The sequence below is a fragment of the Alteromonas sp. ABH4_454 genome (assembly GCF_056311775.1).
This window is the reverse complement of record NZ_CM149972.1, coordinates 3,740,902-3,756,033: the sequence shown is the minus strand read 5'-3', so window position 1 is coordinate 3,756,033 and position 15,132 is coordinate 3,740,902. Positions and strand designations below refer to the sequence as shown.

Genomic DNA, 15,132 nt, shown 5'->3' with positions numbered 1-15,132 from the left:
GCAGTGATAGGGGGCCTGTAAGCCCCCCAGAAAAGTAGCAGTAACTACGCAGCTTTTGATCGAGAGGTTTTGGTTGTGATTGATGTTACCGTAGCTGATTCTAGTGAATCGAGATAATGAATAAGAGATAAATTACCATTCATGTCTTCAGCGAGAGCGCTACAGTTTTCTATCCAGTCACCATCATTAATGTAGTGTATGCCGTTTTCAAAACTACTTTCAGGGTGATGAATATGACCACACACTACACCATCTAGCCCCATATCGTCGGCACGCTTGCAGCATGCTTCGCGATATCGAGCAATGGCTTCATTTGCTCCTTTAATATGCTTTTTAATGTAGCCCGCTAGTGACCAGTATTCCCGCTTGCGCCACGCGCGCAAACGGTTGAATTCGCGATTTAGAAAAAGCAAGAGGTCATAACCTTTATCGCCAATCCAAGCATGGAATTTGCCCATGGTCACATCGCCATCGAACTGATCGCCATGTAAAACCAGGTAACGTTTTCCCTGTGCCGTGGTGTGCACCAGCTCACGCTCTATTTCAATATCGCCAAAGGCCATACCAGAGTAAGATTGAATTGGCTCATCATGATTGCCGGGTAAGTACACTACACGTGTACCTTCCTGACTCATTTGCATGAATTTGTGCATGACTTGATTGTGCGCCTCTGGCCAGCGAAATTGTTTGGTCATTTGCCACATATCAACAATGTCGCCTACCAAATACAAAGTGTCTACCGTGATGCTGTCCAGAAAGGAAAGTAAGTATTCAGCTTTGCAGTCGCGATTTCCCAAATGGATATCTGAAAGCCAAAGCGTACGATAGTGTGTTTTTTTCATAGTGGTTTCCCAAAGCGATGCCTTGGACCGTCACTATAGGTCTGCAAATTGACACTACCGTGACGCTTGCTTGACCATTGTGTTACAAACTTAATCTAAAGTATAAGGAGCGGGGGGCAATTATCGTTACAAATTACATGCAAATTGAATTCGTATCGGATACTCTGGTATTTCAAGGATGAAGTTTCGTAACGTACAAGGTAGTTCAGTCTTAGTATTCAGACCGTTATTAATATCCTCTCGTTCTCTCTTCGTCCTTAGTTTCTATTGCGATGTAACGTAAAAACTAAGAGGCCACTCATGAAAATAAATAAAAAGCTCGCACCGATCCCACTTTTTGTATCCCTCGCTCTTACAGGGTGCATTGAAGTTGATGACGATAGTAACGACGGAGTTGTTGACGCACTTAATCAACAAAATTCTGTACTTACTGAACAAAACAGCCTCCTGGCAGAGCAAATCGAAAATAATCAAACTTCGGTTACGCTGGCAGGCGCTGTGGTTGATACACGCACTGATGTACCTTTAGTGGGCTTAAACGTCGCTGTTTATCAAGGAAATACAGTGGTTGCTGAAGGTGTAACTTCAGAGAATGGCGGTTTTAACTTAGAAGGCTTACCAGCGAGTGCTGACCTTACCGTTGTAGTTTCTTCCACTGATGAAAGTTACTTAGAACGCGCATTTTTTATCACTACTGGTCCTGTGAGCTCAGGTGAAGGATATGACGACATTGGCATCATAGGAGTATCTACACCTGTTGAGGTAGAGTTCAGCGTTACGGACACGGAAAGCGGCGAAGCAGTCGGTGGACTTAGCTTTATTGGTTTTTCTTTTTCGGGGACATCTACCAGCAGCGTATTTGATTTTGCCCATGAGAGCGAATTCAATGAAGAAACACAAACTTATCAAATAACTTTGCCACGTGATTTAAACGTTACATTACGCGCGAACATCGACATAGATAACGACGGAGAAGCAGACTTCGACTTCACTAACATCGGCAACGTGAATATATCTGGTGATACATTATTTATTTACGACGCAAGTGAGTTTTCAGAAGAGGAAATTAGTCTTAGTCAATACGATGAAGTTGCAGCAGAAGAGAAAACTGTTGTAATAAGCCTGATTGACAGTATGGGCGAGCCTATCGCAGGCGCTGAGTTCATGATGGGTACGTCAGAGGAGACGTACACATCTGAATATGATGAAGAAAGTGATTCTTATGAGTTGGTGGTTCCATTTGATGGCGGTATTTCGTTCGAAATGTCCTCTTTCCAGGTAGGTGATATCACCTATTCGACAGGCAGTATTAATCTCAGTCGTTCAACACGTTATGCCACAGGCGAAACTTCAATTAACGTTAGTACAAGTGGGTTTGAGTCAAATAGCTATTACACAGTAGCTGACTCTGAGATTATTAACTTAGTCCTAGTTCCTACTGAAGTTGAGCCCCAAGCAACCGTTGAAGTTATTACTACGAATGTTAACCCGTCTAATTTTGCCTATTCAGTGTATTACAGCGAAGCTGTTGACATAGATCTGGACGCGGTTAGCCTGACTTTCGACGAAGTTTCAATTGTTCGCGGCAATGAGTCTGCTGATGATAGCGTTCCTAATGGTTACACTTATATTTTGAGTGAAGAGGCAAGTGTAGAGCTTAGTCAGAGCGTGGACCTTGGTGGTGTTAAGCACACGTTTTCTCCAGCAACAGAATTGCAAACTAACACTAACTACCGTTTTGCAATTGGTGAAGTTTCTCCAGCCTCTGGTGGTGTTTCAGCAAATATTTATGGTGATGATTATTCATTTACCACCCCCGCTGATGAAACGGCAGAGTTCGATATCAACGCTCTAAAATTAGATAACAGCAATTACTATTCTAATGGCTCAGTTATCGTTAGTGAAAATACAGCCGGGGTTGCAAACTCGGCAAATAATTTTGGTAATTCAGTGAGTATTCTACTACCAACTTCAGTTGAATCACTTAATTACCTTATTATTAATTTTGAAAGTTACACTGAAAATGGAAATGAATACGCTTTTGTGAATAGATATGAGCTAGTTCGAGATGAAAACATTTCTATGCAGCGTTTGCTTGCAATAAACGTGGCTCAAAATGAAAGTATCTCTAATCAGGCTTATACTTCGTATATAAGTGGTACAACAGTAGCTGATGGCGAATATATCTACAGAGATAGAATCAGCCTATATCTAGAGGACAACACTGCGGAAAATCCTGTCAGTGCGACTTTTAGTTATGAGTATCAAACAAAAGCTGGCGAAAATGCATCGGGTAAGTTAACACTTCCAATTCTTTAATTCTGATAACGTGAAGATAGTATAAGCCGATACCTTAGTGTATCGGCTTTTTTATAGCCCCAATTTATTTGCTACTTCTAAAAGCTTCTCCCGCATCCAAATATTTACTAAATCATCATCGGCATTTTTGTGCCAGTACATGTGCACGGGAAGAGGAGGTACTTCAAACGGAAGTGGCAAAGTCTCGATATAACATTTGTCGCTAAACTGATGTGCAAAGCGTGCTGGCATAGTAAGCAGTAGGTCACACTGACTCACTACATTAACAGCGGCAAAGTAGTGCTCACATTGTAGGGATATTTTTCGATGCAAATTGTGTTGAGCAAGGGCGAGATCAACGGTGTCTAGTTTAGAATCTTTTAAAGACACGAGCGCATGCTGTGCAACTGAGTAGTTTTCAATACTGGGGTTGTCTAGGTAGCTATTTGTTGGTGCACATACCACAACGAAGGTTTCCTCGCAGATAAACTGAGAACGTATCTCACTGCTGGTAGGAACGAGGGCATCAATGACAATATCGACCTCTTTGTTAGTAAGTGCCGGGGCAAGTTCGGGCCAGGTTACTTGCCTGCTATTTACCGTGATATTAGGCGTGTTTTGAACAAGTTCAGGAATTAACGTTGGAAAAAATATAGATTCTAAAATATCACGCATTCCAAGGTTAACTGTGCGTGGTTTATCACCTATGTCAAAGTCCACTTTGCCTTTTAAGGTATTTTCAAGGGTTTCAATTGATGTCACGACCGATGTAATGATGCCTTGGCAGAACGGGGTAGGGACTACTTGTCGCCCATGGCGCGTAAACAATGGGTCATCAAATTTTTCTCGTAGCCTACTGAGCGCATGACTTACCGCAGGCTGAGTAATATGCAGCGCATTGGCGGCTCTAGTAATGCTGCCGTGTTCATAGACCTCACGTAGCACTACGAATAAATTAAAATCTATTTTTCCATGCATAATATTTATGGATTTCCATAATAAGGCATCATTTTTATTTATTGTTAAACAGGGTACACTGGCTTAAATGTTAATAAAAGGTTTCTTTTGTAAGGGGCGTGTGCATGCAGGCATCTGTACTTACCGAGGTGTTGTTACCTCTAGCGTTGGCACTTGTGATGTTTGGCATGGGGCTAACCCTGACCCTTGCTGACTTTGCCCGATTGATTAAAGCGCCTAGGGCGGTAATAACAGGCTTTATCGGTCAAATTATCTTGTTGCCTTTGCTAGCTTTAAGTTTATGTATTGCGTTTAGTGTGCCTGACTATATTGCTGTTGGCGTAATGGTTTTGGCAGCATGCCCTGGCGGTACTACCAGTAATTTAATCAGCCATTTTGCAAAAGCCAACCTAGCCCTTTCAGTTAGCCTAACCGCAATTTCAACCATTGCTTGCGTGTTCACCACGCCATTTATTATTCAATTTGCGATTGATTACTTTGTAAAAGAAAACGCGCCAGAATTTTCTATTATCCAAACCGTTATAGGGCTCGTCGGCGTGTCGATTCTACCGGTCGTTATTGGCATGACAATTCGTCGATTTTATCTGGTGTTTGCCAAGAAAACAGAGAACTTTTTTCGGCAGTTTTCGATGTATTTCATGTTGCTCATGATTGTCGGCGTTCTGGTTTCTGAAAGAAATAATTTAGCCGCGTCCTTCGAAAGCGCGTTTTTGATATGTTTAACGTTAAATTTATTATCGGTATTGTTAGGCCTCGGGCTTGCTAAGCTTTCAAACCTAGCATTTAAAGACTCGCTTACGCTTGCTATTGAAATAGGCGTACAAAACGCGGCTCTTGCCATGCTCATATGCATTACTTTTTTACAAGCGCCTGACTATGCCATCGCTCCAGGCGTTTACGGTATAGCCATGTACATCGGTCCTGCATTATTAGCTCTGTGGGCAAAACGAAATGCAAAAATAGCTGTAAAAACAACGCCAAAAATACTCGTGAAATAATAAAAAGTAGGAACTACATGATGCGTTTATTAATTACCGGTGGTGCTACCGGCTTAGGTCAGGCCATTGCCCTAAAATGGGCGGAAAAATGGGTAAGCAAAGATAAAGATATAAATATCTGTGTTGCCGATATTAACCAAGAAAGGGGCGTTGAAACGGTAGATATGCTTTGTGCACAAGGTGCAAATGCGTTTTATGTTCACTGCGATATAACCTCTGACAATGATGTTGAAGCCCTAGCGCAAACTATCGAAACTCGCTGGGGAGGCGTGGACTATGTGTTTAATAACGCTGGGGTCGCTACGGGCGGTAGTCTTTTAGACGAAACTATCGATCAGTGGCAGTGGGTATTCGATATTAACGTGTTAGGCATGGTAAGAGTAAGTCGTGCCCTTTTACCTTTAATGCGAAAGCAAGGCAGTGGTTACTTTATCAATGTTGCCTCGCAAGCAGGGTTAACACCTATTCCTTATATGGGAAGCTATAACTCAGTAAAAGCCGCTGTAGTATCGTTTTCAGAAACCATGAAGTTGGAACTAGCACCAGACAATATAAATGTTAGTGTGGTTTGCCCTAGTTTCTTTAAAACGAATTTAGATGAGTCGATGCGAAGTAGCAATCCAGCCTCGCATAAGATGATCAACAAGTTTTTCGCTAAGGCAGATATGACTAAAGAAGAGGTGGCAGAGTCAATATATCAGCAAGTCAGTCAAGGGAAGTTTCTTATTCTCACTCACAAGTTAGGCAAACGTGCGTTCTTATTGAAAAAGTTGTTACCCACGCAGCGCTATATAAGCAATATGCTCAATCAAACTAAAACGATGAAACGAGCAATGGAAAAGCACAATTAAAGAATAAAAACAGGCTTTTTGTTAGCGCCTTATTGCCAGAAACCTTGTTACCACTCGCTAATATGAGTTAGGTGATGAGCTGCGAAAGACAAAATTAGTTTCGAATAAATGCGTACCAATAACTAGCTTTGAATAAGCGTTTAATACAAAAATAAAAGAAGAACGATATATGCAACAACAGGTAGTAGATAAAGCGGATAGCGTGCGAGCAGGAGAAGAGCTAGACGTCGGCGCTGTACACAATTGGCTTAAGGAAAATATTAGTGCCTCGAATCCATTGTCAGCCGCTATACAAAGTAGCGATAGTTTACCTAAAGTAACCCAGTATTCCGGTGGCGCGTCTAATTGGACGTATTGCTTGGACTATCAAAGCAGCGATCAAAACCAGAGCGAACAAACGTCATTAATTTTGCGTAGGGCACCAGCAGGTACAAAAGCCAAAGGGGCTCACGATATGGGGCGAGAGTATCGATTACAGCACGCGCTAAAGCCTGTCTACCGGTATGTGCCAGAAATGCTCGGGCTCTGTGAAGATGAAAGCGTATTAGGCACTGAGTTCTACGTAATGGAAAAGTTTACTGGCGTGATACCACGAAAGAACTTACCCAGAGGTTTAGAGACAACAGATCAGCAAACCAAGCAGCTTTGCACTAATGTACTTGATAGTTTAATTGAACTTCATAAAGTTGATTATAAAAAAGCGGGGCTTGAGCACTTGGGGAAAGGTGCTGGGTACATAGAGCGGCAAATAAGCGGGTGGAGTGAGCGTTATAGTAAAGCGAAAACTTGGAATGTCCCCTCGGGTAAAAAAATTATGCGTTGGCTAGAGAACAACATGCCTGACCAAGAACGCATTTGTATAACGCACAATGACTTCCGGTTTGATAACGTGGTGTTAAAGCCTGATAACTATACCCAAATCATCGGTGTGTTAGATTGGGAGCTAGCCACCTTAGGTGACCCGCTTATGGACTTAGGCAATACCTTGGCGTATTGGGTGCAAGCTGATGATGACTTTTTAGCGCAATCAACACGTCGTCAGCCAACTCACTTACCGGGAATGCTCACTCGTGAACAAGTTGTGGCGTATTACTGCAAAGAAATGGAGATAGATGTTGAAGATTTTGCTTTCTATGAGGTTTATGGACTTTTCCGTTTAGCCGGTATTGCCCAGCAAATTTACTATCGCTATCACCACAAGCAAACCAATAATCCAGCGTTTAAAAACTTTTGGATCTTCATTCATTACTTAATGTGGCGCTGTAATAAGGCCATCAAAGCATCAGGAAAACGATAATGACAACAAGACGCAATATTCTGATCACGGGCGCGAGTTCCGGCTTAGGCAAGGGAATGGCGATTGAGTTTGCCAAACAGGGCTGTAACTTAGCGCTATGTGCAAGGCGCTTTGAGAACTTAGAAAAACTGAAAGACGAATTACTTTCAATTAACCCAAACATTGACGTGTATATTCGCTCGCTTGATGTAAATGATCACGATGCGGTTTTTGAAGTGTTCGACGCATTCAAAGCTGACATGGGAACACTCGATAGAGTCATCGTGAATGCAGGGATGGGGAAGGGCGCGTCAATTGGCACAGGGTATTTCCACGCTAACAAGCAAACGGCGGTGACTAACTTTGTGTCGGCGCTAGCACAATGTGAAGCGGCTATGGCTATCTTTAGGGCGCAAAATAGTGGTCATTTAGTAACGATTTCATCTATAAGTGCTGTGCGCGGGTTTAGACGTGCTATGACCGTTTACGCAGCTACGAAGGCAGGTCTAACGTCTATGACTGAGGGCATTCGAATGGATGTAATGAATACGCCGATTAATGTCACCTGCATTCATCCTGGTTTCATTCGAAGTGAAATAAATGAAAAAGTTGAGAAGGTACCATTTATTGTTGATACCGATGTGGGCTGTCGCGCTATGGTCAATGCAATTAATAAAGAGAAGGCGAACGCTTTTGTGCCAAGCTGGCCTTGGGCAATTCTTCACTGGATCATGCGTATCGCGCCGGCTAGCTCAATAAGGAAGATGAGCTGATAGCGTATAAAGTGTGAACACAGCGCAAAGACTTTTTATCTAGTGAGAGAGCTCGCCTAATGGCGGGCTTTTTACTTGTAAGTCTAATGTTTATTCTAAAACAATAAATAAACCTTGATTTAATTACAGGTACAAAAAAAGCGCCGAAGGGCGCTTTTTTACTACTAATCGTAAAGATTAACCTAGTGCTTTAATTTGTGCAGCTAGACGGCTCTTATGACGAGCAGCTTTGTTCTTGTGAATCAAGCCTTTAGTAGCCATTCTGTCAAGTACTGGAGTAGCAGCAGTAAGTGCAGCTTGTGCCGCTTCTTTGTCACCGCTTGCAATTGCAGCGATAACTTTCTTGATGCTTGTACGAGTCATTGAACGACGGCTAGCGTTGTGCTGACGACGCTTTTCGGCTTGGATTGCACGCTTCTTAGCAGACTTAATGTTAGCCAAGGTGTAACTCCCAAAATAAATTCATGTCAAAAACGAGGGTGCGGATTGTGCCTACCAAACGCCCAAATGTCAAACGATTTAAAACTTAAATCGTTCCGCGTTAAAACGCGCAAGCTATTGAACACAAAGTATGCTCAACACGTTGCACATTCTCTGCGAAATTTTTTGAAAGATATCTGTAACGGAATTCTTTCAGGACATTTAAGCGATAGACATGCATAAACAACAGCACCCCATATCGGGCGCGGATTATAGCAAGAAAGTCCATAAAGGTGCACAACTATTTTGAATAAATCGTTTCGTAGACCATAGGCTTTCGCTATTATGGCTCGCTCGCAACCTATTGTTGCCTCTTTACTTGGAGCGGACGCCTTTAATCACTCTTTAAAAAAGCGTTTGCTGTTCAGCCTATTCTTTATCTCTTATTGGAAGTGTGACGTGTCACGGAAGTTAATAAAATCTGGTCTTATCGTCAGTATTATGACCTTGGTCTCGAGAGTATTAGGCCTAGTACGTGATGTTGTTGTTGCCAAGCTTATGGGCGATGGGGCAGCCGCAGACGTATTTTTCTTTGCCAACAAAATTCCCAATTTTTTACGTCGTCTATTCGCTGAAGGCGCATTTGCGCAAGCGTTTATTCCGGTGTTAACCGAGGTTCACGAAAACGACGATAAAAAGCAGTTACGAGAATTTGTTGCAAAAATTAGCGGTACGTTGGGCGCTATCGTGTTTGTGGTGTCAATTATTGGTGTTATTGCATCACCTGTTTTGGCAGCCCTGTTTGGTACCGGTTGGTTTATGGCATGGCTGGAAGGCGATGAAGCCGGCGACAAATTTGTGCTTGCCTCGACCATGTTGAAAATTACCTTTCCCTATTTAGCATTTATCTCTTTGACTGGCTTGGCAGGGGCGATACTCAATACGCTCAATAAATTTGCGGTTGCCGCTTTTACCCCCGTTTTACTTAATGTATGCATTATCGCATGTGCAATATACTTAGCACCTACGCTGGAGCAACCCGCTTACGCCCTAGCTTGGGGCGTGTTTATCGGCGGTATTGTTCAGTTCGTGTTTCAACTACCGTTTTTGTTCAGGGCTGGGCTTTTAGCCAAACCAAAGTGGGGCTGGCACGACGAAAATGTGGTTAAAGTACGTACCTTGATGCTCCCTGCATTGTTCGGTGTGTCAGTAGGTCAGATTAACTTGCTGTTTGATACCTTTATCGCCAGCTTTTTAGTGACCGGTTCAATAAGCTGGTTGTACTATTCTGACAGGCTGCTCGAATTTCCCCTAGGGTTGTTTGGTATCGCCATCGCAACGGTAATTCTACCTACCTTGTCTAGAAATCACGTAAGTAACAACCCCAAAGCGTTTGCCGCGAATATCGATTGGGCGTTTCGCATGGTGTGTTTATTGGGCATTCCTGCTGCAGTAGGGCTCGGCGTAATGGCAAGACCTATTTTAACTGTTATCTTCCAACGCGGAGCCTTTACTGCTGAAACGGCTATTATGGCCTCTTATTCGCTTACCGCGTACTCGTTTGGCTTGCTAAGCTTTATGCTGGTTAAAATTCTTGCGCCAGGTTTTTACTCTCGCCAAGACACCAAAACGCCGGTGAAATTTGGCATCTGGTGTATGGTCGCTAATATGGTGTTTAACGTAGTCCTAGCTATACCTTTTGGTTATGTAGGATTAGCTATTGCAACTAGCATGTCTGCGACGCTCAACGCCGCTTTGCTCTACATAACGCTGCATCGTCAAGGAGTGTTTGCGCTTAGCCGCACGTCGGTTCTGTTTATAGCGCGGGTGGTAATTGCAAGTGCAGCGATGGGCGGGCTTATTTATTATCGCGATCAAGGCTTAGCTTTCTTTGATTTATCGCTTTCCGCCCAAATGTTAGAAGTAGGAATAACCATTTCGCTGTCGGTCATACTGTTCATGGCCACCATGGTAGTATTGGGCATGCGCCCTAGGCATTTCAGAAGCGGTGGCGAGTAAATTTTAAAGGTAGTGAAAGGACGCTGAGCGGGAATGTGCACGCGCTTGGTATTGTGCTCGTGGTCGGCTATAATCGCGAGCTTTGAATTTCTAGCAGTTAAAAGGTAGTGGCTAACAGTGGAATTTATCCGCGGGCTAAACAATGTAAAACCTCATCACAAAGGGTGTGTGCTCACTATCGGTAAGTTCGATGGTGTACACCGTGGTCATCAAGCTGTGCTAGCTAATGTGCTTGGAAAAGCGAAATCGCTATCACTTCCTGCCACCGTGATGGTGTTTGAACCGCAGCCTGAAGAAGTTTTTATGCCTGATAAGGCGCCAGCGCGTATTAGCCCTCTTCGTGAAAAGTACGAATTGCTGCGCCAACAAGGTGTCGACAGACTGCTTGCTGTGCGCTTTAACGCTGAGTTTGCAAAACAAAGTGCCGACACGTTTGTCCACGATTTATTGGTGGACAAACTGGGTGTTAAATTTCTTGTTGTTGGCGACGATTTCCGTTTTGGCAATGGTCGCAAAGGGGATTTCGAAATGCTTGAGGCGGCAGGTCGCCATTACGGTTTCGAAGTAGTAAGCACCCACAGTTTTACCATGCATGCCCATCGAATAAGCTCTACCGCGGTGCGAGAAGCCCTGGCTGACAGCGATTTTGGTCTGTCTACCGAAATGCTAGGGCGCCCGTTTGCTATTCACGGCAGGGTGGTTCACGGCGAGAAAAAAGGTCGCACCATTGGTTTTCCCACCGCGAATGTCATGCTAAAACGCCAAAAAACGCCCATTCACGGCGTGTTCGCAGTACGTGTTGACGTAGATGGAAAACACTATAACGGCGTTGCGAACATTGGTACCCGTCCTACTGTTAACGGGGTAAGAAACCAGTTAGAAGTCCATATTTTTGATTTGTCATCTGACCTTTACGGCAAGCCCATTACGGTGTTTCCGATGGCAAAAATAAGAGATGAAATTAAATTTGATTCTTTTGAAGCGTTGAAAGATCAAATCCAAGCAGATGCAGCACAAGCGCGTCTGTTATTAGCATAGTTAAACGTGATAAAGTCACGAAAAGTTTCTGCGCGTATTAGTTTTATTGCGCTCGATTTTTTAAACGTGGATCCTTGTTCGCGAAACGCGTAAGCAAGTTACTTTGCTAGAACATATAACGTCGGCCTTGCACTAGTGAGAACGACACACAGTTTTACGTTGAACCTTTTACAATCAGCGTTTTAATTTGAACATCGCAAAATGAATATCGCCTTCACAATGTGTTAGTGCATTGGGTGAAAATTAAGGTAACCGGATAATACAATTTTATGAGTGATTACAAAGCCACACTGAACCTTCCAGAAACTGCGTTCCCAATGCGCGGTAACCTTGCTCAGCGCGAGCCGAAAATGCTTAAAGACTGGCAGGAAAAAGGGGTATACAGCAAAATTCGTGAAGCGAAAAAAGGCAAAAAGCCATTTATTCTTCACGATGGTCCTCCTTATGCGAATGGCGATATTCACATTGGTCACGCGGTTAACAAAATTCTTAAAGACATTATTGTAAAGTCGAAAAACCTTTCTGACTTCGATTCTCCATACGTTCCAGGGTGGGACTGTCACGGTCTGCCGATTGAATTGATGGTAGAAAAGAAAGTTGGTAAGCCAGGTAAGAAAGTTACTGCGGCTGAATTTCGCCAAAAGTGTCGCGAATATGCACAAAAGCAAATTGACGGCCAAATGGCTGACTTTAAACGTTTAGGTGTATTTGGTGAATGGGATAACCCATACAAAACCATGGACTTCAAATCTGAAGCCGACATCATTCGTGCATTAAGCAAAATTGTTGACTCAGGCCATTTAGAAAAAGGTTTTAAGCCTGTTCACTGGTGTACAGATTGTGGTTCTGCACTTGCTGAGGCAGAAGTTGAATACAAAGACAAAGTATCACCGGCAATCGACGTTAAGTTCCCCGTGGCTGATGTGGCGGCTATTGCAGAAGCGTTTGGCGTGTCTGAAGCTGATTTAACCGCTCACAAAGCGGGTGTTGTTATTTGGACTACCACGCCGTGGACGTTACCTGCCAACCGTGCAATTAGCTTACACCCTGAACTTACTTATGCAATTGTTGAAGTTCAGCCATCAAACGAATGGTTGGTAGTAGCGCAGGACCTGCTTGAAAGCTGTATGAACCGTTACGGCGTAGAAGATTTCCGTGAAGTGGCAACCTGTACCGGTGAAGCACTTGATAAGCTTAACGTTAATCACCCGTTCTTAGACATTGAAGTACCACTGATTCTAGGCGACCACGTTACTACAGAATCTGGTACTGGCTGTGTACACACCGCACCTGCCCATGGTGTTGACGACTTCAACGTTGGCAAGCAATACGATATCGAAGTTTATAATCCGGTAGGTAACAATGGTGTATACCTTGAAAACACCCCGTTATTTGCAGGCAAGTTTGTATTTAAAGCTAACGATGAAATTATCGAAACGGTAAAGGAGAAGGGCAACCTCGTCTTAAACGTAAAATACGAGCACAGCTACCCGCACTGCTGGCGCCATAAGACGCCAATTATTTTTCGCGCTACGCCTCAGTGGTTTGTAAGCATGGATAAAAAAGGCCTTCGCGCTGAATCACTTGAACAAATTAGGCAAACCAAGTGGATCCCAGACTGGGGTCAAAACCGCATTGAGAAAATGGTTGAAGGTCGTCCAGACTGGTGTATCTCTCGTCAACGTACGTGGGGCGTGCCTATTCCATTGTATGTGCACAAACTTACTGGTGAAATTCATCCTGAGTCTGCAGCATTGATGGAAAAGGTGGCACAAGAAGTTGAAGCTAAAGGCATTCAAGCGTGGTGGGACCTCGATGATGCAGCACTGCTTGGAAACGAGCTAGACAACTACGAAAAAGTGACTGATACCCTAGACGTTTGGTTTGACTCAGGCGTAACGCACTACTTTGTTGTAGACCGTCGCGACGATATTCCGGCCTCAGCCGATTTATACCTTGAAGGTTCCGACCAGCATCGCGGTTGGTTTATGTCTTCGCTTATGTCATCAACAGCCATGCACGGTCACGCACCGTATAAAGAAGTGCTAACCCACGGCTTTACGGTAGACGCTCACGGCAGAAAAATGTCGAAGTCGGTAGGTAATGTTGTGGCACCTCAGGAAGTGACTAACAAATTAGGCGCAGACATCCTTCGTCTTTGGGTAGCATCTACCGATTATCGCGGTGAAATTGCTGTATCGGATGAAATTTTAAAGCGTGCTGCAGATGGCTATCGCCGCGTGCGTAACACCGCACGTTTCTTGCTTGCAAACCTTAATGGGTTTGAGGTTAAAGACGCGGTTGCAGAAGACGATATGGTCGCCCTTGACCGCTGGATTGTTGCTCGCGCCAAGGCACTTCAAGAAGAGCTTATCGAGGCGTATGACAACTACGACTTGCTAGTAGTGTCACAGAAGCTTACGCACTTCTGTTCAATTGAACTGGGCTCATTCTATTTAGACGTGATTAAAGACCGCCAGTACACAGCTAAAGCAGATGGGCTGGCCCGTCGTTCATGCCAAACGGCCATGTATCACATCATTGAAGCCTTGGTTCGCTGGATGGCGCCTATTACTAGCTTTACTGCACAGGAAATCTGGGAAACCTTACCTGGCGAGCGTAGTGAGTTTGTATTTACTGAAACCTGGTACGAAGGGTTTAATAACTTCACGCAAAGCGATACGTTTAACGATGCTCTATGGCATCAAGTACTAAGCGTAAAAGACGCGGCAAACCAGGCGATGGAGCAGGCGCGTAAAGATGGCGAACTAGGTGGCTCACTGGAAGCGAGCATTTCGCTTTATGCTACCGAGTCTCTTTACAACGTACTGGCTAAACTAGAAGACGAGCTTCGCTTCGTGCTTATTACGTCGGGCGTTTCGCTAACCAAAGTCGATGAAGCTCCGTCTGACGCGAAAGCCACAGACGTTGAAGGTTTATGGCTAAGCGTTAATAAAGCAAGCGGTGAAAAGTGTGTGCGCTGCTGGCATCACCGTGAAGATGTAGGCTCGCATGAAGGTCACGAAGAGTTATGTGGTCGCTGTGTGACAAACATTGACGGTGATGGAGAAGAGCGCCACTATGCCTAAGCTTTTTCGCGAAACGGGGTTGCGTTTCTTATGGATAAGCGCGATTGCGTTTATCCTCGACCAATGGAGTAAGTACACGGTTATCGACAGTATGTCACTGTATCAGTCTATACAGGTACTGCCGTTTTTTAACTTTACTTACGTACATAATTACGGCGCCGCATTTAGCTTTCTAGAAAATGCAGGTGGTTGGCAGCGTTGGTTCTTCACTGCCATCGCTGTCGTAGTAAGTGTAGTGATTTTGTGGTGGCTGAAGCAGTCACCTCGTTCGCAAAAAATGCTGCCCGTTGCGTTTGCCTTTATTTTAGGTGGTGCATTAGGAAACGTTTACGACCGTTTAGTTCACGGTTATGTCATCGATTTTTTAGACTTTTACGTAAACAATTATCACTGGCCTGCGTTTAATATAGCCGACAGCGCCATATTTATAGGCGCGGCTTTACTCATAATCGACATGTTTAAAAATGGCGATAAAAGAAGTGAAGAAAAAAGCGCTGACGTGCAAGCAAGCGGCACGAAAAGTAGCGAAACCATTAAGTAGTATTCGGAA

At 43.9% G+C, this 15,132-nt stretch carries 12 protein-coding genes; 9 read left to right on the top strand and 3 right to left on the bottom strand.

Annotation, left to right across the window (positions count from 1 at the left end):
• Window positions 1-44: 44 nt before the first annotated feature.
• Complete coding sequence (locus tag ACYX4W_RS16440) at window positions 45-842, bottom strand: UDP-2,3-diacylglucosamine diphosphatase (RefSeq protein ID WP_476073873.1); 798 nt, start codon at window positions 840-842, stop codon at window positions 45-47.
• A gap of 300 nt (window positions 843-1,142) precedes the next feature.
• Between ACYX4W_RS16440 and ACYX4W_RS16435 the strand changes: the two genes are divergently transcribed.
• On the top strand, window positions 1,143-3,161 hold the full coding sequence (locus ACYX4W_RS16435; RefSeq protein ID WP_476073872.1) for a hypothetical protein: 2,019 nt from the start codon (window positions 1,143-1,145) through the stop codon (window positions 3,159-3,161).
• Window positions 3,162-3,212: 51 nt separating this feature from the next.
• Here ACYX4W_RS16435 and ACYX4W_RS16430 read toward each other — a convergent pair whose 3' ends face one another.
• Entirely contained in the window at window positions 3,213-4,118 is a 906-nt protein-coding gene (locus ACYX4W_RS16430) for a LysR family transcriptional regulator (protein ID WP_476073871.1), read from the bottom strand.
• 104 nt (window positions 4,119-4,222) lie between these two features.
• Between ACYX4W_RS16430 and ACYX4W_RS16425 the strand changes: the two genes are divergently transcribed.
• The 4 genes from ACYX4W_RS16425 to ACYX4W_RS16410 all read left to right on the top strand — a co-directional run bounded on the left by ACYX4W_RS16425 (window position 4,223) and on the right by ACYX4W_RS16410 (window position 8,016).
• The gene (locus tag ACYX4W_RS16425) at window positions 4,223-5,116 is read left to right on the top strand and encodes a bile acid:sodium symporter family protein (RefSeq protein ID WP_476073870.1); all 894 of its coding nucleotides are present in this window, start codon (window positions 4,223-4,225) and stop codon (window positions 5,114-5,116) included.
• A 20-nt stretch (window positions 5,117-5,136) separates the two neighbouring features.
• Entirely contained in the window at window positions 5,137-5,967 is an 831-nt protein-coding gene (locus tag ACYX4W_RS16420) for an SDR family oxidoreductase (RefSeq protein ID WP_476075489.1), read from the top strand.
• A gap of 169 nt (window positions 5,968-6,136) precedes the next feature.
• Window positions 6,137-7,264 (top strand): phosphotransferase family protein, encoded by a 1,128-nt coding sequence (locus tag ACYX4W_RS16415; RefSeq protein WP_476073869.1) that lies wholly within the window; start codon window positions 6,137-6,139, stop codon window positions 7,262-7,264.
• On the top strand, window positions 7,264-8,016 hold the full coding sequence (locus ACYX4W_RS16410) for an SDR family oxidoreductase (protein ID WP_476073868.1): 753 nt from the start codon (window positions 7,264-7,266) through the stop codon (window positions 8,014-8,016). Before ACYX4W_RS16415 ends, ACYX4W_RS16410 begins: the two co-directional genes overlap by 1 nt.
• Before the next feature lie 177 nt (window positions 8,017-8,193).
• Here ACYX4W_RS16410 and rpsT read toward each other — a convergent pair whose 3' ends face one another.
• Window positions 8,194-8,457 (bottom strand): 30S ribosomal protein S20, encoded by a 264-nt coding sequence (gene rpsT / locus ACYX4W_RS16405; protein ID WP_014950134.1) that lies wholly within the window; start codon window positions 8,455-8,457, stop codon window positions 8,194-8,196.
• Window positions 8,458-8,895: 438 nt separating this feature from the next.
• On the opposite strand from rpsT, the gene murJ reads away from it, so the two are divergent.
• The 4 genes from murJ (at window position 8,896) to lspA (ending at window position 15,123) form a co-directional block, all read left to right on the top strand.
• Window positions 8,896-10,455, top strand: coding sequence for a murein biosynthesis integral membrane protein MurJ (murJ, locus tag ACYX4W_RS16400; protein WP_476075488.1), 1,560 nt, complete (start codon window positions 8,896-8,898; stop codon window positions 10,453-10,455).
• Window positions 10,456-10,572: 117 nt separating this feature from the next.
• Window positions 10,573-11,493: a bifunctional riboflavin kinase/FAD synthetase gene (gene ribF / locus ACYX4W_RS16395; RefSeq protein ID WP_476073867.1), complete on the top strand. Its 921-nt coding sequence runs from the start codon at window positions 10,573-10,575 to the stop codon at window positions 11,491-11,493.
• 269 nt (window positions 11,494-11,762) lie between these two features.
• Complete coding sequence (gene ileS, locus ACYX4W_RS16390) at window positions 11,763-14,582, top strand: isoleucine--tRNA ligase (protein ID WP_476073866.1); 2,820 nt, start codon at window positions 11,763-11,765, stop codon at window positions 14,580-14,582.
• The gene (gene lspA, locus ACYX4W_RS16385) at window positions 14,575-15,123 is read left to right on the top strand and encodes a signal peptidase II (protein WP_474805768.1); all 549 of its coding nucleotides are present in this window, start codon (window positions 14,575-14,577) and stop codon (window positions 15,121-15,123) included. The genes ileS and lspA overlap by 8 nt, the downstream gene beginning before the upstream one ends.
• The last annotated feature ends 9 nt before the right edge of the window (window positions 15,124-15,132 follow it).

What these genes read in the sequence shown, in the direction of transcription:
- ACYX4W_RS16440 (WP_476073873.1), bottom strand. Translation starts at nt 842, where the DNA reads ATGAAAAAAACACACTATCGTACGCTTTGGCTTTCAGATATCCATTTG.
- ACYX4W_RS16435 (WP_476073872.1), top strand. Translation starts at nt 1,143, where the DNA reads ATGAAAATAAATAAAAAGCTCGCACCGATCCCACTTTTTGTATCCCTC.
- ACYX4W_RS16430 (WP_476073871.1), bottom strand. Translation starts at nt 4,118, where the DNA reads ATGCATGGAAAAATAGATTTTAATTTATTCGTAGTGCTACGTGAGGTC.
- ACYX4W_RS16425 (WP_476073870.1), top strand. Translation starts at nt 4,223, where the DNA reads ATGCAGGCATCTGTACTTACCGAGGTGTTGTTACCTCTAGCGTTGGCA.
- ACYX4W_RS16420 (WP_476075489.1), top strand. Translation starts at nt 5,137, where the DNA reads ATGCGTTTATTAATTACCGGTGGTGCTACCGGCTTAGGTCAGGCCATT.
- ACYX4W_RS16415 (WP_476073869.1), top strand. Translation starts at nt 6,137, where the DNA reads ATGCAACAACAGGTAGTAGATAAAGCGGATAGCGTGCGAGCAGGAGAA.
- ACYX4W_RS16410 (WP_476073868.1), top strand. Translation starts at nt 7,264, where the DNA reads ATGACAACAAGACGCAATATTCTGATCACGGGCGCGAGTTCCGGCTTA.
- ileS (WP_476073866.1), top strand. Translation starts at nt 11,763, where the DNA reads ATGAGTGATTACAAAGCCACACTGAACCTTCCAGAAACTGCGTTCCCA.
- lspA (WP_474805768.1), top strand. Translation starts at nt 14,575, where the DNA reads ATGCCTAAGCTTTTTCGCGAAACGGGGTTGCGTTTCTTATGGATAAGC.